An 18547-nucleotide genomic window follows, 5' to 3' on the forward strand; every position below is an offset into this window, starting at 1 on the left:
CTGTAAGAGCCTGCAATTATAAATGCCCAAACCTGCAATCAAGACATTTTCAAACCAGGATTATTTGCAACTATAATTTCATTTGAGCCAGGATTAACTGCAACTGAGCCAGGATTAAATGCAACCAGCCTGCAATCATCCGTTTCGACCAGGATTATTTGCAAACAAGCTCAACGCTTTACCAGGACTGAGTTTTCAGTATTAACAAGAGTAGGTCTTGAAACTCATTTCAGAATTTGATAAATTGACTTTGAATTCTTTACCGAGTTTTCTGACTTAAAAAGTAACGGTTTAAGGTTCCGAAAGCCTTACCAGTGAAACAGTTAAGAAAACGTTCGTTTTTTTTACTTTTATAGTTGCATTTAATCCTGGCTCAAACCGATGATTGCAGGTTGGTTGCAAATAATCCTGGCTCAGTTGCATTTAATCCTGGCTGAAGCACAATTATAGTTGCAGATAATCCTGGTTTGTAAATGTCTTGATTGCAGGTTTGAGCGATTAGTATTGCAGGTCGCTACAGATAGCTGCTAACTCCTTTGCACTACCGGTAGAAGCACTTTTTGATACAGGTTTTTCTTGGTGGCTGGCAATTAATAACCAGGATTTAGAAGCACTTGATTGGATTTATCTAGAACAGCAAACAATGCTCACAGCCCAAGGAGAAGCAGAATTTGACATATATTTAGGAAAAGTGCGAATTGATGGCAAGGAATTTGATATTCCCGTTCATGTGGGTGAAGGAGTGTCAGAAGTTTTACTTGGTCGCCAGTGGTTAAAAAATCGACGGTTAGTGGTAGATATGCCGTCTGGGGTGTTAACACTAGGATGATATTGTATCAAGAAGTAACCGATGAAAGCTCCTTATACTTGCTATTGTTGTGAAGGAATAGGAAATACTAACGAACACGCTCCACCTAAAAGTATTTATCCTAAACAAAAGTACTTGTCTGAAGGAAGCCCAGATTACAGAAAAAATTTGATAACTGTTCCTTCGTGTAAAAAACATAATAATGACAAGTCAGGTGATGATGAATATTTATTAGCATTATTCACCTTAAGTATTCCTGAATCCAAAATTGCAGAGCCAATGATGAAGAAATGGATTGAAGCATTTAAGCGAAATGATTCATTAGCAAAAAGAATCTTTTCTCTATCTAGAAAAATAACAATATTAACCCAAAAGAATAACTTATTGATTCCTGAAAAGACATTCGCTATTACCGCTGAAAAGGAAAGAATTAATAATGCTATGAAATCCACAGTACGTGCTTTATATTACCATGAATCAAAATATAAAAATAAGTGGTTAAATGACTTTACAGTGACAAGCCCAAATTTTTTAAATCAAAATTTATTTATAGATGTTCAGAGACAGGAAATATATCGAGATTTTTTTCAAGCCTTTGCAAACCCTAATATTATTAAAAAAGGGCCGCATCATGACATTTTCTTTTATCAAATGCTTGAGGAAGGGCTAGAAGGAGCTTGTGTTATGAAATTGGTATTTTATAATCATCTAGTATTTTTTGCTCTACTTGTTTAATTAAATAGACAATAATATGTAGTTGATAAATCAAAGTTAGAAGCGGCTACCAAACTTTTGGAAATTGCCTTTAAGCCCAAAGGAACACCATAAATCTCCGTTCTTAAAATAAAGTTACAGCGGCTTGATTTCATCATGTGGCGCATCCAAGAGCAGGTCAACTTCCAGATAGACGCGGTGTTGCAGCGATTCACCCCGGTTTTTATAAGGCGAACTTTTCTCAATGATGGTTGCCAGACCGCGCTCTTGCATCTTTTCTACAAACGGTTGATTAATTGCGATCGCGCTGTGACTGCGTTGCAAAATGTCAATTTGACCGCCTAACCGCCCCAAACCTCCATCTTGCGTGGACAATGCACTGAGTATTTAATCATGCTTATCAGTGACCGTAGCTGTAACCCTGATTCGGTCGTAAGGATATAAGTAATTTTTATTGGCTGCAACGGCTAGGAGCTAACAGGGGCAGGGAACCACGGTTGAAGAAAGTTGGGGAGAGGCTCTACAAACAGGTCAGGAACATCAAAATAGACCAGTTTTGGGCTAGATTCAGTGATTTTGACACCAAGTTCATCCAGCCTATCCCAGGAATCTACCATGTCAGTTTCGGTATCAGCACCATCACCAAAATGCTCTTTAAACACATGGCAGGGGAAGTGAGTAGTGTAATATTTGGCTGCGCCATAAAAGCTTTTACGGTGAGGGTCTACCTTTTCTCTCTCTCCTGATGAATCTATGTACCCGTAATCCATTTTTAAAGCAGTAGTCTTGTCAAGCTTGAGGTTGGTTTTCAGGTAGGGAATACGCCCATTAATTTCCTTGACTAATCCACCAATTTCTAAAACACAACCAACCATAGTCCCGCTAAAACAGTACAGTCCAGTGTCAGACCCAAACTTGCGTTTGAGTTCTCCAGGTGTCCATCCTTGATTGCTGCTTGATACTTGCTTTAAGCGAACTGTTCTGTTTAAGAGCCATTCTTTAATAATTGCTCTTAACCGAGAATCAGCCAGTTGATAGGAAAGTACAGTGTCATATACTACATTGCAGTCAGACCCTACGTATAACATGAGCTATCCATTCCCAAAATCCTTAAAGTTTGGCGCATTGACCTAGATGTTGTCCCCTGAGTTCATCTTGGCACACCCGAATAATTTACCCTCCCTGACAAATACTTTTTACTTAATCATATTTCTACAACTGGTACGGTGATACCCTCTAAGTATCCAAAAACTCAAGTTCGCTAACATCAATGAGATTTAATCCACCCGCCGCAACGCCAGGACGCAACGGGGAAGTAGCAGTGAGCGGCTCTCCGGTTCGGACAGAAACCAAAAGCACTTTATCACTACCACAGGAAACCCAAGAGATTTTATATTCTTCGCCGCCTGAAAGTAGCCTCACCCGATCTCCTCTAACCGGCTGGCGGGTGGTGACGGATGGTGATGGAGTTGATGGAGTTGATGGAGTTTTGCCCAAACTTTCTACAAAATCCGTTTTCTCAACCTCTTTCCCTTCTGAGTTCAATGATTCGTGATCGTTTTCTTCAAACACAAGTGGTTGGGACACAAGAATAGGACAGGCTTCTAAGTTGGACGGGGCAAGAGTTAGAGGCTTTTCTAATTCGGGGCTGTCCCATTCTGTCCTATCCGAAATCAAACTTTCTAAATTTGATGTGTGCTGTGTTGTTTCACCAGTGCTATCTAAATTTGAAAAAGTTTTTTCTAAAAGAATAGGACAGGATAGGACAATAGGCTGTAACTCCTGCTGGATATCACTTTGAGCCTGTCCTATCCCTGTCCCATCCCCTAACTGTGTTTCGCTCTGGAGAATTGCCTCAAGAGTAGGCTGTGTCAGGGTTTGAGTGCTGTCCCATTCTGGTGTCCTATCAAGCGGTTTAATCCACAGATAAACACGTTTCCCGTTAACGCGCTTGCGTTCGCCCTTCATCCAATTATTCGCGCGAAGGATGGCGCTGACACGATACTCTTCTGGCCTGCCTTGTTTTGCTAAGTCAAGTTTTAAAACGTCAGTGAGGATTTCTGAGATGGACACCTCAGAGCGTTGATTCGCCCAAGCCATAACGCTTGCTTCCCAAGGGTCAGAACTTTGGAATTGTTTGTTGGCCGTTTCGAGCATTGAGTCTTCTGTCTCAGTCAAATGCCATTGCTCACCATTTTTGTAGGCAGCCACCGCCGCCGCCCAGAGTAAATCGCGCTCTTTCTTGAGCCGCTTAATATTTATTTTGTCAACTAAGACTTTGACTACCCAGTAACGACGCTCTCCGGTGTTGTCGTAGAGAAATTCACTTTGATTGGTGGAGCCGACCATAATTGATGGGCGGGGGAAATCCTCAATGTCTGTACCGTAGGGACGACGCATTGAGTCTTTACGCCGGGAAAGGAATGCTTTGAGTTGTGAAACGTCTTTTTTCTTATAGGCATTCTCAAACTCGGCATACTCCAGCAACCAGTACTGACTAATTTTGAGGATTTCATCTTTCTCTGTGCCGTTGATGTCGTCGGTGAAAAACTCATCACCTGCTAGCACTTCCCAGAATGTTGACTTGAGAGATTTCTGCTTACCTTGAAGGATGGTAATTTCATCATGTTTACACCCCGGCTCGTATGCCCGTGCCACAGCTGCAATCAAAGTCCGTTTCATCAGCGCGGCGTGTAATGGGTCATCTGTACCAAAGTAACGTAAAGCCATTGTATCAAGTATGCTGATATCGACCTCAGTATGCTTATGGCTCACCCGTTCGAGATACTCAACCACTGGGTTGTAGGGATTTTCTTGAGCTAGGTCGAGAATGATGCCCTTAGCTTGTTCCTTGCTAATATCAAGATGAATTTGTCTGGCAATCTTCAAATCAATGCGGTCAAGTGGTAGTGGTTGTCCGTCAAGTTCTACTTGCTTTTTAAGAGTGTTCCAGCGCAGACGTTCACCCCAGACGGCACGAATCTGATTAAATTTTTGCTCCAACTTGCTTTCTGTTGGCCGCTCTCGGTCGGAATCCGATTCTAGAGCCTTATTGAGCGCATCAACAGCGATGCGTCTATCCGAAATTGCTTGCAGGATGTCTTCTGCGGTTGCCCCATCTTGTACCCAGTCTTTAATATCCAGTCCGCCGTTTTTAGGTAGGTGTGTCCAGTAAAAGTCATTGGGTGGGGCATACAACCATTTAGCATCCGGGAAGTCTTTAAAGATATCCTCCATGTGCTTTAACCCAGGTTCGTCACGGTCGGGACAAAGAACTAGATGAGCATCTTCTAAATCCGCTTGGTAATTGCCGTAGGCGCGATACTTCAGAGCGCCGCCGATTGTGGTCGTGGCAGCTATGCCCATCTCCCAAAGAATATCGGCTATGCCTTCACCCTCAACGATGAAGATGGTTTTACCATCTGCGATCGCTGCTTTGACTTCGCTATAACGATAAATGGGAATAGAAGTTTTTGCTGCATCAGTTAATCCTTTAACCCAGTTGCGACCATCCCAGTGTGACTGAAAGATTCGCTTTTTCCCGTTGCCGTCATCAATGCGAGTTACCTTAATCAATGGTTGCCCTGAGCGGTCGTAGTAAATATATTCTTTCTTGCCTTGGGGACGTGGCGGTTTTTGGTGCTTTTCTGGTGCGTAGTATGGCTTGCCGTTGCGGTCAGTCTTTGATGTTTGTTCCCACCCAGAAGCGGGTTGGGCATCGCGGTTGCAGACTGTCAATTCTCCTATTGAGTAGCACCAGTCTGGTTTACCACAGTGAGGGCAGGGTGAATGCAATGTTCGCTCCATCGGCTTGGAGGGGAGATCCAAAGGCATAACGGAACAGCCAACGGTCTCTTGTCCTGTTAAAAGGGCTACCATTGTGAAATCCTTGTGAGGTAAGTTGTGTGGGCTTTACCTCCCCTGAAGATTTACCAAAGTTTTTATCAAATTTCTCTATAACCTGTTGTAGGAAGTTCTCGGAACTGCTAGCATTAGGTTATAAAGAAATTTGAATATTTTGCGAAGGGGTGTCTTCTCGGACTGCTAAACAACTAGCGCTAACTAGTTGAGTCTTGGGGAGGCATTCTTTTCTTATGTATATCGAGTGACATGACACTTAGAAAAGATGGACTAAGGGTATAGTCTTATTACATAGTAATTGATCTTCCAAAAAAAATAAATAACAAATATCTCAGATTTATAAAATAAAATAATTTAGATTTTTCTCAACTTAAGGTATGGTAAAGCTTTTAGAATTTTCAGCTAATATTAAAAACCAGGAAATTTCCTCACTAGCCTAATAACATTAGTAGTGTTAATAAAAATAATTCAGTTGATCTAGCAGGTATTCTAAGGATGGTATCTGTATCAATTTCAATCAAATCTTAGTACATGGGGTCATTGTGCCAAATTCGGTTTTTGTACGAATCGGAAAATGTAGACCGGCGATAGGACAGAGTTGTTGCGTGGTATTGGCAATGATTGTGCGCTCTAAAACTGGTTTTCGGCTGAAAATCAGAGCCGTATACAATTACAATCCGCTTCCGCCATTGCGATCGCGCAGTATCCGCAAGATTTCACTCATATCAGTTTTTAGCTGATTTAGATCAGCAGTATGAGCATTGAGAACCTGGGAATGCTCGGTAACTGTATTTAAGATTTGTGAAATTGCCACTTGGCTCGTACCGATAGTTCCAGTCAAGAGCTTTAGCGAATTGACCTCGGCTGTAAGCGTATCTAAGCGTGAGTAAATATCTTGAATTTGGGCTTCTGTCATGCTTCGTCTCCATTCCGATCATCTAGGGGGAGCCAAGGGATTGATTTCAAGCCAATGGCTGAGGGGTTAATCATTTATTTGCAACTCATCCCATATATCATTAATCTCTTTTTCAATAACTGAAACTGATAGTGCTTCTCCTTTGTCAATTAATCTTTCTATTGCTTCACCTTGTAAAATCAATCTTTCTATTTGTGAGCCTTCATTTCGTCCTTTGCGGTCTGCTAAAGAGGTTAGTAGCTTTCTGATAGATGAATCTAGCTTGTAGTTTACCCTGTCTACGGGTCGGGTTCTTTTGGGTCTACCCACAATTTTTGCTGTCATGGTGTCTTGTCTAATTGAACCTCAAAAACATCTGTAATACACATACTATCTGTATAAAAGGGTTTTGTACAGATTTGGTACATACATTAATCTAATCTTATGGACTCATCTTATTGCAATAATTTTTTAGTATGTTTTTAATATGTACAGAAAACATATTATGGCATACACTAATAAACATGAGGCAAAAACGCCAACGGCAGACAAGATACACATATTCTTGGCGACTTCAGCCTGCAAATTTATTTTGAGGAGAATTTATGCGAGTAACAATCAGGCAATCCTTACACCCATTTATCAGCAATAAAGCGCAGGAATTAGGCATTAATGACCATGCAGAGGTAGTTAACTTCCTTTTACTTCAGATTTTACAAAATTCGATGCTGTCACAGGCTCCCACAAGGGGGAGCCAAGATACTCAGTAGTGTTGAAAAGAATGTTTCATGAAACTGTTTCAACGGTTGCATCAATGTTTCAGCCTCACTTCAACCGTGAAACGCCACTTACACCCACCGTAAACATGAAACATGAAACATGAAACGTTAGTTGATGATGACTACTTTCCCTTGTGACAGTGACGATAAAAAGTTGAGGGTAAAACGATATGTCAAGACCTAAAAAACAACCAACATCTATAAGCGCGGACGCACCTAACACAAACGAGGCTGAAACTGTAACAGAGAAAGCATCGATGCCATCAAAAAAGGTAATTCATTTGATGCTAGATGCTGGGCGCTCCAGTATTAAATATCAGGCTTTCGTTAATAACGAAACTGGCACAACACCAGTGATGAAGACCGAATCTTTGGCGTGTTGTGTGCCATCAGTGCCCTTTGGAGAATTAGGAGCTTTCAGCCTAAGTCGAGGCAAAGATGAAAACAACAAAGATGTTGTAGAGCATTGGGTTGTAGGCTCCTCAGCTAGATTGCAAGGTAAGGAATATATAGCGATGAGTGATTCCGAGAATCACAAAGTACACTACTTCCCCATCCTTGCACTAGGCGCAATCGCATCTCTGCCAAACCTACTTGAGTTGTCCACGGGTACAAGCAACAAGCGTAGAACCTTGCACATTCGTTTATCAACCCTCTCGCTAGCTTCCCCATTAGAGCTAAAAAAAGCCATTGAACAATGCAAGTGGATAGCGGTAGATGGTGTTAGATACCGCCTGTGCTTCTCAAAACTTGGCTTTCTGGGATTTCCAGAGGGATATGGCGCGTCACTCTGGGCAAGCGAACGCTTTGACGATAAACAGTTCCATACTTTTGATATTGGGTATGGTACAGCCACAATCAGCGAATACAGTAATCTCGGCAAGTTACCAAAACGTGTAACTTGTAGTCCGAATGGTGGCGGTGGCGTTGCCACACTAATCAAAGAATTCTCCAGAGCATTGAGCAACACCGATTCTTCTAAAATGATTCGCCCCTCCCAACTGCGCGAGATTTTGGAAACTGCAACCGTTGGCGATAACGGCATAAGTGCGATTGCACCTGATGGCGAAGACATTGGGACTGAGTTAGAGAACGCGATTCATTCATGGATGAAAGATTCTCCCTTGGCTTATGCCTTAGATGATGTATCCGTGAAAGCCAGACGCAGCAAGGTAACTTTGTGTGGCGGTGCGTTTGCGATCGCGCCTGTGCAGATGTTGATTAAAGAAAGATTACTCAAATCTTGTATTCCTGAAAGTAATTTGTTGATTCCCGAAAATCCGGGAACCGTTGCTTTATCAGAAATGAAAAAACTTTACTTAGGAGAAACGACCGATGTTAACCAAGCGGCTTAATTACAACGTCCCTCAAGACTTGACTCCAGCCATCAGAATGCTTGCAGAAATGGATGGCACGACCCCCGCTTACTGGCTGAGAAAAGCTCTAGAGAAAGTAGTAAATGAAAGGTTCTCTGTCAATAACAATCATCAAATCAACTTAGGAGATTTGGAGGCGATAAGAGGTGAATAATATGATGATGTGCAAGGTTAGCACAGAAGAAATAGTAATCATTCTGGCTGGTGTTGAGCAGACTTTAAGATTGATTCAAGCTACTTCTGAATATATAAGGCTGCAAACATCAGAGCATTTTACTACATCAAATGATTTGGTTTTGAATGATGCCATTCAATCAATTTCTGAAGTTTTAGATGGCATTGAAAAAGTACAACTCGCTAACAGTTCTGATGAGGACTAATTGAGCGAACGCTTGACCGGAGAAGAAAAGCGTTCGTCCAGTTGTGACTTAGATCAGGGATGAAATCAGTACACACATTCAAGGATACCAAAATGGCGCACCCCGTAGGATATTACTCACTTTCCCACGACAACGCACTCATTAAAGATATGTGTGAGACATGGGGGGAAGGACTAGAGAAGATGAGCGAATCAGACACGCTCTGGTTAATTGCAAAAATCGCTCATCAAGCATGGGTAGAGTGTGAATCTTCTAACCCTCCTAGCAATGAAGCTTCTTCAGTATTGAAACGACTGCATGAGTTAAAGCAATGGGAGAAGTTTGCACTGATTACCGCGATGGCACAGTGAGATGTACAAGAAGCAATTGTATTTAGCCTTGGCTGGTGTTGGGGTCTGCTTCTTGCCTTTCTTCATTCCCTTAATTCCCAAGTTGGGGGCTTATGCAGAAGCCGAAAGATTAAAAGCCAGCGAAGGATTAGAACGTCAGCGCATAGAAGAACGGGCAAAAACCAGCGATGCCTTATATGAAGCCGGAGTCATGCCCACAACTCGTTCTCTGAGAATCACGAATTATTTTGACAGCAGTAAACGCAATCCCAGACCAGACCCAACCCTTTATCAAGATGATGAAATTGTTGATGTGTTTGATGCTTCTGGGCGCTGCATAGGTCGGATTGAGGAAGGGATTTGGAAATGGAAATACAAAGCTAAAGGGATTTGTAAAAGCGTTCAAAATATCAAACCAGTGAGGAGGAAGTAATGGCGTTAGGTTCATCAAGTGCAGAAAATAATAGCACTGGTAACAGCGATGGTAAACCCAAAGGTAAGAAGCGATCGCTTGGTGAAATCATAGATTTTTGCGCCAAGGCTGTTGTGATGATTGTTGGTTTACCTATTAGGGCAGCCGCCGCTATAGTCAATCAGTTTGTTGCTAACGGTGGCGCGGGTCGTGCCTTGGTAGGCGGGATTTTATTTATTGGTGGTTCTGTAATTAGTGCTGATTCAACTTGGCAATTAATCTTTACTGGGCCCCCTGTTTGCCCTTGGTTTGAGCCGGCTTGGAATTGGCTAAATGTGCCGTTTGCACTGTTCAACCCCTTGTTTTACTTGGCATTCATGGTTTCTGTAGGTGTTCAAGTAATCGAAGCCCATGCCTTACGCGGTAAAAACCCAGATTCAGCTAGGCGGGAACTTCAAGATCACATGGTTTATGAGCTTGAAACCAAGCCTAGTGGCAAGATTGACTTGGTAGGACAGCTGTGGCAAGACTACAAGACCGCAGGTACACGCGATCGCTCTAGCGCAGGGCTGGTTGTGATTGCGGTTTGGGCGTTCGATATTGTCACCACATTTGCGGCTCGTAACCCATTCGACTACACAGCCCCGTTGATGATATTGGGCTGCACATTATTCAACATTGGGACAATGATGGCGGGTGAAATTGGGTTTGCCATCTGGCGGTTGACGAAAGATTAAAGCCAGTGCCGCTCAACAACTCTCTACATTGAGCGGCTTCTTAATTCAACAGGGCATTTGTTTTATGCAAAGCAATAATATCCCAAAAATTACAACTAAGGAAACGGAACACTTACGCGATTCTTATCCCGCCTTATCCCATTTGGAGGCAGGAAATGTTTCTGAATGGTTGCAAGAGCGCAAGGATCAATTATTTGAAATGGCCCGAGTTTCTGAGAACGAAGCAGACATGACCCGTGTACTTGGTTTGTTGGCTGGGGGGATCGGAGCGGTTTGTTATGCGGTCAACCCACTGGCTATAGTTGGTGGTTTAATTGGCGGTGCTGCATGGCTATGGTTTGTTGTCGAACACTCCAACCGCACTAAAGAAATTGCACCAATACCATTTGTACGTGGCAACTTTATAGATGCGATCTCTCGTGCTGGTGACTATGATACTCGGAGCAATTATCAAGCGGATCATCTTGCTAATACTGTTAAATTCCTAGAGCGACACGAGGCTGAAGAGTACGCCTTTCTTCTAGCTGAATTTGAAAATATTGGGCAGTATTTAACCCAAGTTGAACCAGGAAAACGTTTTTATGCTTATCGTTGGATGTTTGGCTGGTTTGGCAAGCTTAAGGGCCGTCAGCTACCGACTTATCAAAGTATGGCTCTCCATTTACAGGATGTGACCATTGACAGCCGTGTGAATCTGTCAGAGATAAGTGCCATCGCACAGGCTCAAATTCAGTTACCATCCACCGTAGATATCAAGCAATTTCAATCACCACAAGTAGATATTCGGGACACTCACCAAGCGGCTTCTCTTTCTAAACCTACGGAGTTACAGCCATCAGCTAATGGGCTTTCACCAGAGACTATAACTCATCTCCCTCTGGCGAATAGAGCAAACGCACTCATCGCGGCTTTAACTCAAAGTGGTTTCCAAATAAAAGACATGATGAGTTCCCAAGTCATTGCGATCGCTGGCACTCAGCGAGGTGGTAAGGGAACCTTAGCAGCAATCTTAGCAACATTATCTCTAGCTTTAGATTCGGGATTAAACACCCAATACTTTACAGCCGGTGTGGACGTTTACCCGTTTAGTTGCAATCTGATTTCTGCTCTTAAATACCCGGAAAAAGATGCGGACGGGGCAGATAAACTAGTCGCCCGTGACTTGCTTAAATTTCTTAAAGGCTTAGATGCAAGTGAACCTTACTCCCACAAAAACTTACTGTTAGTCATTGATGAGGCGATGCGGTTGCTGTCCTTACTTGATGAAAGCGATCGCACTTGGGCTATCCAATATTTACTTTCTCGCTTCGCCAAATGTGGCGGTACATTAATCATTGTCTTGCATGGCTCAAACCTGACAAGCGTGGTTGGCAAGGCCACAGCAGGACTAGCAGACACCTTTAAGCAATCGGTTAACTTCATTGGCTGTGTAGCTCAGTCTGTCAGCGCTGGCGGATTGCGAAAGATTAATGTTGCCAGTGGCGAATATTTCAAAGCCAACCCTAATAACTTTGCTGAACCTGTTAACGGTGGCAATCTCGGCATGATTCCAGACTGGCTAAAGATAGAGTTACACCCAGGAAATGGTCAACCAGATCCAGCTAGAACATTACTCAAATTCTTCCCGGAACTGGTGCAGCATCACCAGCCAGCAGTTATGCCCAGAGGGGAGAAAATTGCACCACCAGACGCAGTTAATCAGCTAGAATCCATTTTCTCAAAGCCTACCCAAGAGGTTGAAATTGCAGAGATAGAAGAACTGAGTATTTCTGAGGCTGATAAAGAGCAAATTTTAAACATTGTTACTTCAGCCGTTACAACACCAGTCAGCTTTGCCGCGATTAGAAATAGCCGAAAGTGGGGCGAAGATAAACCTAGTGTTCGGTATTTAAGGAGTGCTATTGCACAACTTATAGAATCCAAGCAATTGAAGGGTAGCGAGAAGTTAGGCTTTACCGCTTTTTAATATTACTGCAATCTAAAAAAGCCTTTAACTTTCAGTTAATACCAAGATATCAAGACATCAAAAATCTGAAATCCTAGTAATGGAGCTAAATTTATGCACCCAATTGAGTTTAAGAAAAAGTGGCAGTTAACTTACGACGAGCTAGCACTTGTCTTAGGTTATCAAGGTGATTATACTGTTCGTTCCTGGAATATGATTGGAAGACATAAGCGCAACCCTCAAAAAGTTGTCTATGTTGCTTGCAGACTGCTCGATGAGAAGTGGTCAACTCAGGGTAAACTTGTAGATTCTTACCTTTGATTATTTGTATTTTTGGGGCAAATATCACGTTAAGCCTGTTTGCCCCAATCACTATATCTTGCCCTTCATCTTCGATTTCGGTCAGTCCCCAAACGCTTTTCTATCCGTTGTAGCTTGACATTGCTATAACCAGTACGCTGCCATATAGCTTGTACATAATTATTGAAATCATCCGAGATTTTTACCGGAATAAATTGATTGAGTCCGAAGAACATTGACAAAGCAAATATTGTAGTAATCAACCCCATCATTCCATATTGGCTTAGGGGTTCAGAGCGATAAACCTCTTTCTCTATGGTGATGGGTTCGGGGGGAGGGCTGTTCTTCAACTCCTGAATCGCTGTAGTTAAGTTCTGCGTGTGAATCAACAACTTGCCCCAGTTCTCCTTCAACTGCAATACTTCGCTTTTCAGCCCTTTGAACTCTAAGCTCTCTAATGTCGCTGATGACTTGGGCATATTCTTTAACTGTGTCAGTAAGGGAGTTAATTCTTGCCTCAAATTCTCGTTGTTCTGCTCGTACTCGTGAGAGGAGAGATTCTGATTCTTCAATTCGGTCGTCAGCATCTCGATTGTCACCATCGCTTTGCTTAGGAGTTGATTCTGGATTAAATTCGTTTGCGCCCATGCTTGTAACTCTGCCCTATCCCTTTCGCGTTCAGTTTTCTGCGATTGCTTAAAATTTTCAAACTCTCTATATAATCTGCCCAATGCTATCTTGACCTCACCCAGGTCACTGCTCTCTATTGAATCGGCAGTTTCAGAGTCAAGATTGCTGTGATTGCCGTTGCCATTATTATTGTTGCTCATTAGTTTTCTTTTGACCCCGACGAGAAGTAGACGCAGTAACTTTTGCTTGCTTTGAAGTTGAGGTGTTCGACTCAGCAGCAACCATAACAAGAGGTTGTTGTAACCCTAGATAAGCTCCAGCTTTTTCTAGCTCTGGTTTAGCCTGATCTAAAAACCCACTCACTAGCAGGTAATCTCCAAAAGGAAAACCATTCTCTTCAGTCGCAGCCGAGTAAGGTAGACCTTTCTCTGTCAACGTGTCAAAGGTTGAGTAGTCTAGCTCTGGCATTTCTATTTCTATGCCTTTCAATTCAGATATCGCTGCCGATGTTTTGCTGTTCTCCCAGCGCTGAAAACCTGAACCTTTATCCCAGCACAGATTTTTTACCACCACATAATCAGCTTTATCGCTACAGAACTCAGCCATAGTTTTTAAGCTAGTGATGACTGAATAACCAAGGTTAAGCACAGTCACCAGCGTTACTCGATAACCCAAATCGCCTGCAATCTTGAACAGCCCAAACTTACTGATAATCTCCCTAGTTTTATTGCTTGATGCCCCCGGCATATCTACTATTATTGAGTCCGGTGATTCCGCTTTGATTTCCGTAAAGAAGCGTTTCGCCTCTGCCACCTCTAGGAAGTTTAACAGCCTTACCCCTGAGCCAAAATTTTGATAATACTCGTACAGTTCTGGATTCTCTGTATCTGCGTCATAAGCTAGATAGTTAATGCCCTTTGAGTGCATTACATCCAATAGCAAGCGAGTAAAGGCAGTCTTACCTGTACCACCCTTGCCCCCCAGTATCATCACGATACGTTTCATATTTCGCTCCTATCAGTGATATTAAATTGGGCAGAAGTCGGAGGTTTTGTTTTATTTCGTCTACTAGTTTTAGTTGATGATGAGCCGGATGGTTCACTACTCTCAATAGGTGAACTATCCGGTTCTACTGGTAAAACCGAGTCATTATTTGAGGTTGATGAATCAGTTAATTCTGGCTCGGAGTCAGAATTAACTGATTCATCAACCGCTTTATCTGATGATGAATTATTCAAATTGTTGTCAGTTGATGTTGTTGCTTTTTTGTGAAAACTCTTCAGACCACTGGCCGCTAGTTCTACCCCATGACCTTTAAACACATCAGAAACATCTTCATAAGAGTAGCCAGCGTCTAACATCTCTTGAATAGGTTTAGCCAAACTGAGGACTAAATCTGACAGACTGATAGTTTTAGGTGTTGCCGCTTTCTGTTTAAGACTGGTTTGAATATCTTCTATTTTTGATAAAGGAACAGCTTTCGGTTTGCGCGGCATATTCAGCACTAGTAATAAATTATTCAATTGTAAAAAATTCGTGGTCAAAAAAAGTTTAAGTTTCTTATCGTGATGTGACGAATATCAACAGAAAAGGGTTTGTATCTTCGTGAGGTAGACTAGTCTAAAAAAGCAGTTACCCATGAATCAACATTCTTAGTATCAAAGGCTGTTGGCAGTATTGTTAAACAGACCCAGCCCTCAGTTACACCGAGGTTGTTGCAGACAGCCACTCGTGGTTCGCCAAAGTCTTGTACTCCCCCAGCCTCCGGTTGTGCCCCCTGGTTCTGGTTTACCCTAGACCGTCGTGGGGGCATAGGCAAGCAATACGCCGTAACGCACTTCGTGCTACTTTACCCTCCGGGTAAAGCGGCGTGGTTGCTTGTTGGGGGTGTCCCCCAAACCCCCGGAAAACAGGTCTTTTTAAGGGGTGAATAAGTCAAGAGAGTTCCGGGTTATTCGCCTACCTGCTCGGCGCTCCGCGCCATAGCAGCTACAGCGAATAACCCGGTTAAAAAATGAAGAAGCAGATAAATGAACTCCTAACTAGTTATGCAAGCAAACCCACGTATCAATCTCAGTAATCAACTAGCTGACACATTAACCAATCGATTAGTAGCACCAGATGATAAGCGAGAAGTGACCATCACGTTTAGGGCTAGCTATGCTGAAAAAGCGAGGCTAGAGCAACGGTGCAGTGGAGTGGTGCAAAGTGACTATATAAGAGCGAGATTATTTGACTACCCTTTGCCACATCCTAAATTAGTCATTCCCGAAGTTAACCGACAGGCTATCTACGAGCTAAAGAAGATTGGGAACAACCTGAATCAGCAGACCAGAGCTATTAACGAAGCTGTGAAAATTGGTAGTCAACCGTTGACCAAAGAGGTGGAATCATATCTAAAAACTATTGAAGAACTGACAGCACTTTTAGAGCAGACTCGCCAATCACTCACTCAAGCATCGGTAGAAGGGCAATGATTACCAAAGTCAAGGCTAACAAATCATTTCGTGGCACTACTAAATATGTGCTTGATAAAGAGAAAGCCAAAATTATTGGCGGGAATATGTATGGTAAAAGTACCAATGAACTGGTCGAGCAGTTTACCCTATCAGCCCACCTTAACCCCCAACTGAAAGACCCATGCTATCACTTAATGCTTAGTATACCGAAAACTGATAGAACGCTAAATGATGACGAATTAGCTAATCTGTCTCAACGTCACTTGGCATCGGTCATTGTACTATCGCGGCTTCAAGGTGATGAATCCCAAGTTAAACAGCCAGAAAAAAGAATATCAGATACCAAACTAATACAGCTAGTTGATAACTTTATAGAAACTGAATTACCAGCTTATGACTTCTTTATAGCGCGGCACTCAGACAAAGAACACGACCACACCCATGTCGTTGCATCTAGAGTCAATAACCTAGATGGTAAATCCATACGTACTTGGAATAATTACGCCCACTCTGAACACTCTGCCCGACTACTAGAGCAAGAATTTCAGCTAACCCCAGTCCTAAGTAGTTGGGAAAGTAAGCAAAAGGCTATGACTCGTAATCAACTGGAACGAGTCGAGAGTTTGGGACTTCCAGGCGAAGAAATAATGCGACGGGCGATTGAAAAAGTGGCAGCAAATAAACCGACAATGCCCCAGTTAATTGAGCGGTTATGGAGAGAGCATCAAGTTAAAGCTATCGTCAGTTATTACAGTCATGGCGGGGTAAGGGGTATTAAATTTGGTATTGATGTAGGTTCAGTTAATGAAGATGGTAGCCCCCGCTTGCTCTGGAAACAGGGAGGTAATCTCAATAAATATAAGTGTTCATTTAAAAAGCTTCAGACAGAATTGGGGATAAATTATGACCACAAACGGGACGATAGCGAAATTAAACGTTTAAATAATTTCTTAGAATCTGTAGATCATAACCAAGTTAATCAACAACTAATATCAACCATCTTCCCGAAAGAATCTCAAGCTATAGCCGAAACTAAACACCAGCTAAACCCAGCTAAATCAGATGTGGAACAACGAACCAGTTCAGAACTCATAAATACAATCTCTGACTTTATTGAACAGTCAGTAGTTGAGTCAACTTTGATTGAAACATTGCCACAGTTAACAGAAAAACTGTCTGAGTATCACCAGAATTTATCAGCCGTAAGAAACACATACGACGGGCTATCATCGGCGATTACTGATGTGGAGCAACTTCTATCACAAAGAACTTTGGATGCAATCTCTGACTTTATTGAACAGTCAATAGTTGATGATGCCTTGATTGAAACGTTACCACAATTAACAGAACAACTCTCTCAATATCGGCAACAGTTATCAGCAGGTAGAACCGCATTCGACGAGCTATCATCGGCGATTACTCAAGAGTTACAATCTCATATAGAGAAAAAAGCTATCTTATCAATCTTTGATTATGTTGAGCAATCGACTGTTGAATCTGCCTTAACTGAAGCAGTCTTAGAATTAACGCAACAACTTTCTCAATACAAAGAGCAGCTTGTTATAGCTAAAACTACATTTAATGACCTGGATACAGTGCTTGCGACTGAGTTACAATCCTATCTAGAAAAAAGAGCTATTTCATCAATTTCTGATTATATTGAGCAATCAACTGCCGAGTCAGCCTTAACTGAAGCAGTCTTAGAATTAACGCAACAACTTTCTCAATACAAAGAGCAGTTTGTTATAGCTAAAACTACATTTAATGACTTGGATACAGCGCTTGCGAATGAGTTACAATCATATCTAGAGAAGAGAGCAATTTCATCAATTTCTGATTATATTGAGCAATCGACTGTTGAATCAGCATTAACTGAAACAGTATTAGAATTAACGCAACAGCTTTCTCAAAATCAGCAGCAGCTAGAAGCCGGAAGATCCATATTCGACGACCTGGAAGCAGCGATTGTTTATTTGGAGCAACTCCATAGATCGCAAAAACCAGTGGATGCAATTGCTCTTAATCAAACTCCAACTATAACCACAGATGAACCAAAGTTAAAAGATAATATTTCAGCCGAGTTATATGAGTATTACAGCGCCGACTTGCAAAACTTATTAGTGACTGACCGAGATAAAGAAATTGCTATACGGGCGCTATTAGATAATAAACCACCCCAAGATGTTGAAGAAATTCTCTTTGCCAGTCCAGCCGGATGGACACAAGATGAAGCCAGAGAATTGGTACTTATCGCTAGCAATCAACTGGTAACTCAAAAGTCAGAACCAGAACAGTCACTTAATGAAAAGCAGCGTATTGAATCGGAATTCTTAGCGATGGCTGTGCCTATTGCTGTTGAATTAATCAACTGGCAATTAAAAGAAACTGGCTCAAATAGCCTTAGATTCAAACGTGCCACTCTAGAGAAGCAGGGTAGAGAATTGGTATTTACCCATGATGAACGAGGTGAGATTTTTCGAGTGGCAGTCAACCGAAACCAGTCAGGTGAGCTTGAGTATTTACCGATTAATATGGGGAAAATAGAGGAAGAAGATATTCAGCTTTGGCAAAAAGCAGAGCGCGTATTGCGACAAATAATATCAGAAAAACAGGAACAACAAAGAAGACAGAGTAAAGGTATGTCTCTCTAGGTGATGGCGCAACTCTTAACCGATAAATCTCAAATAGGCGGTGTCTGCCACTGCCACAAGACAACTCGTTGAGTTACCAAGTTTGTTGCAGGCAGCGGCAGACACTTCGCTCCGCCGCCTATTTGTTAAGAGTTGCTTGGTTTGTGCTAATTGTGGTCTAATCTACTTAGATTTTAGAGTTTTAATGAGGGAAGCAGCTTACTTTTTTGGGACGTATTCATCCCATTTCTACAGGCATTGAACCCTCGTAAATTGGCTAAGGTATTGAAGA

22 protein-coding genes are annotated in these 18547 nt (G+C 42.2%); 13 read left to right on the forward strand and 9 right to left on the reverse strand.

The features are described from left to right. The first annotated feature begins 643 nt into the window (after positions 1-643). Positions 644-829, forward strand: a complete 186-nt coding sequence (locus VB740_RS05520) for a hypothetical protein (protein WP_323199054.1) — start codon at positions 644-646, stop codon at positions 827-829. Positions 830-850: 21 nt separating this feature from the next. Then, entirely contained in the window at positions 851-1543 is a 693-nt protein-coding gene (locus VB740_RS05525) for a hypothetical protein (protein WP_323199055.1), read from the forward strand. Positions 1544-1657: 114 nt separating this feature from the next. Here the strand turns inward: VB740_RS05525 and VB740_RS05530 are convergent, their stop codons facing one another. The 5 genes from VB740_RS05530 to VB740_RS05550 all read right to left on the reverse strand — a co-directional run bounded on the left by VB740_RS05530 (position 1658) and on the right by VB740_RS05550 (position 6623). Next, positions 1658-1897: a hypothetical protein gene (locus VB740_RS05530; protein WP_323199056.1), complete on the reverse strand. Its 240-nt coding sequence runs from the start codon at positions 1895-1897 to the stop codon at positions 1658-1660. A gap of 92 nt (positions 1898-1989) precedes the next feature. Beyond that, positions 1990-2610 (reverse strand): hypothetical protein, encoded by a 621-nt coding sequence (locus VB740_RS05535; RefSeq protein ID WP_323199057.1) that lies wholly within the window; start codon positions 2608-2610, stop codon positions 1990-1992. A gap of 148 nt (positions 2611-2758) precedes the next feature. Next, a complete protein-coding gene (locus VB740_RS05540; protein ID WP_323199058.1) occupies positions 2759-5401 on the reverse strand; it encodes a VapE domain-containing protein in 2643 nt (880 codons plus the stop codon). 652 nt (positions 5402-6053) lie between these two features. Then, positions 6054-6299 (reverse strand): hypothetical protein, encoded by a 246-nt coding sequence (locus VB740_RS05545; protein WP_114085871.1) that lies wholly within the window; start codon positions 6297-6299, stop codon positions 6054-6056. 66 nt (positions 6300-6365) lie between these two features. Beyond that, on the reverse strand, positions 6366-6623 hold the full coding sequence (locus VB740_RS05550; RefSeq protein ID WP_114085872.1) for a hypothetical protein: 258 nt from the start codon (positions 6621-6623) through the stop codon (positions 6366-6368). 260 nt (positions 6624-6883) lie between these two features. Here VB740_RS05550 and VB740_RS05555 point away from each other — a divergent pair, with 260 nt between their 5' ends. The 9 genes from VB740_RS05555 (at position 6884) to VB740_RS05595 (ending at position 12557) form a co-directional block, all read left to right on the forward strand. Further along, positions 6884-7048, forward strand: a complete 165-nt coding sequence (locus VB740_RS05555) for a hypothetical protein (protein ID WP_167756050.1) — start codon at positions 6884-6886, stop codon at positions 7046-7048. A 179-nt stretch (positions 7049-7227) separates the two neighbouring features. Continuing rightward, entirely contained in the window at positions 7228-8412 is a 1185-nt protein-coding gene (locus VB740_RS05560; RefSeq protein ID WP_323199059.1) for a hypothetical protein, read from the forward strand. Then, the gene (locus VB740_RS05565) at positions 8393-8587 is read left to right on the forward strand and encodes a hypothetical protein (RefSeq protein WP_114085628.1); all 195 of its coding nucleotides are present in this window, start codon (positions 8393-8395) and stop codon (positions 8585-8587) included. Before VB740_RS05560 ends, VB740_RS05565 begins: the two co-directional genes overlap by 20 nt. A 1-nt stretch (position 8588) precedes the next feature. After that, positions 8589-8813: a hypothetical protein gene (locus VB740_RS05570; protein WP_323199060.1), complete on the forward strand. Its 225-nt coding sequence runs from the start codon at positions 8589-8591 to the stop codon at positions 8811-8813. Positions 8814-8905: 92 nt separating this feature from the next. Next, positions 8906-9163 carry a hypothetical protein gene (locus VB740_RS05575; RefSeq protein WP_323199061.1) on the forward strand — a complete coding sequence of 86 codons (258 nt, stop codon included), beginning with the start codon at positions 8906-8908 and terminating at the stop codon, positions 9161-9163. Between the two features lies 1 nt (position 9164). Beyond that, positions 9165-9575 carry a hypothetical protein gene (locus tag VB740_RS05580; RefSeq protein WP_323199062.1) on the forward strand — a complete coding sequence of 137 codons (411 nt, stop codon included), beginning with the start codon at positions 9165-9167 and terminating at the stop codon, positions 9573-9575. After that, positions 9575-10291, forward strand: coding sequence for a hypothetical protein (locus tag VB740_RS05585; RefSeq protein WP_323199063.1), 717 nt, complete (start codon positions 9575-9577; stop codon positions 10289-10291). The genes VB740_RS05580 and VB740_RS05585 overlap by 1 nt, the downstream gene beginning before the upstream one ends. A 64-nt stretch (positions 10292-10355) precedes the next feature. Then, positions 10356-12257, forward strand: a complete 1902-nt coding sequence (locus VB740_RS05590) for a hypothetical protein (RefSeq protein WP_323199064.1) — start codon at positions 10356-10358, stop codon at positions 12255-12257. A gap of 93 nt (positions 12258-12350) precedes the next feature. Next, positions 12351-12557: a hypothetical protein gene (locus VB740_RS05595; RefSeq protein ID WP_323199065.1), complete on the forward strand. Its 207-nt coding sequence runs from the start codon at positions 12351-12353 to the stop codon at positions 12555-12557. Positions 12558-12622: 65 nt separating this feature from the next. Here VB740_RS05595 and VB740_RS05600 read toward each other — a convergent pair whose 3' ends face one another. From VB740_RS05600 to VB740_RS05615, 4 genes are all read right to left on the reverse strand, one after another. Continuing rightward, positions 12623-13366, reverse strand: a complete 744-nt coding sequence (locus VB740_RS05600; RefSeq protein ID WP_323199066.1) for a hypothetical protein — start codon at positions 13364-13366, stop codon at positions 12623-12625. Continuing rightward, positions 13353-14171 (reverse strand): hypothetical protein, encoded by an 819-nt coding sequence (locus VB740_RS05605; protein WP_323199067.1) that lies wholly within the window; start codon positions 14169-14171, stop codon positions 13353-13355. Before VB740_RS05605 ends, VB740_RS05600 begins: the two co-directional genes overlap by 14 nt. Then, positions 14168-14689, reverse strand: coding sequence for a hypothetical protein (locus VB740_RS05610; protein WP_323199068.1), 522 nt, complete (start codon positions 14687-14689; stop codon positions 14168-14170). Before VB740_RS05610 ends, VB740_RS05605 begins: the two co-directional genes overlap by 4 nt. Positions 14690-14781: 92 nt before the next feature. Continuing rightward, entirely contained in the window at positions 14782-14979 is a 198-nt protein-coding gene (locus tag VB740_RS05615) for a hypothetical protein (protein WP_323199069.1), read from the reverse strand. A 235-nt stretch (positions 14980-15214) separates the two neighbouring features. Here VB740_RS05615 and VB740_RS05620 point away from each other — a divergent pair, with 235 nt between their 5' ends. Then, on the forward strand, positions 15215-15643 hold the full coding sequence (locus VB740_RS05620) for a plasmid mobilization protein (RefSeq protein WP_323199070.1): 429 nt from the start codon (positions 15215-15217) through the stop codon (positions 15641-15643). Then, on the forward strand, positions 15640-18276 hold the full coding sequence (locus tag VB740_RS05625) for a relaxase/mobilization nuclease domain-containing protein (RefSeq protein WP_323199071.1): 2637 nt from the start codon (positions 15640-15642) through the stop codon (positions 18274-18276). Before VB740_RS05620 ends, VB740_RS05625 begins: the two co-directional genes overlap by 4 nt. Positions 18277-18547 lie beyond the last annotated feature (271 nt).

Origin of the sequence: Nostoc sp. UHCC 0251 (genome assembly GCF_034932245.1) — a bacterium.
Lineage (GTDB): Bacteria > Cyanobacteriota > Cyanobacteriia > Cyanobacteriales > Nostocaceae > Nostoc.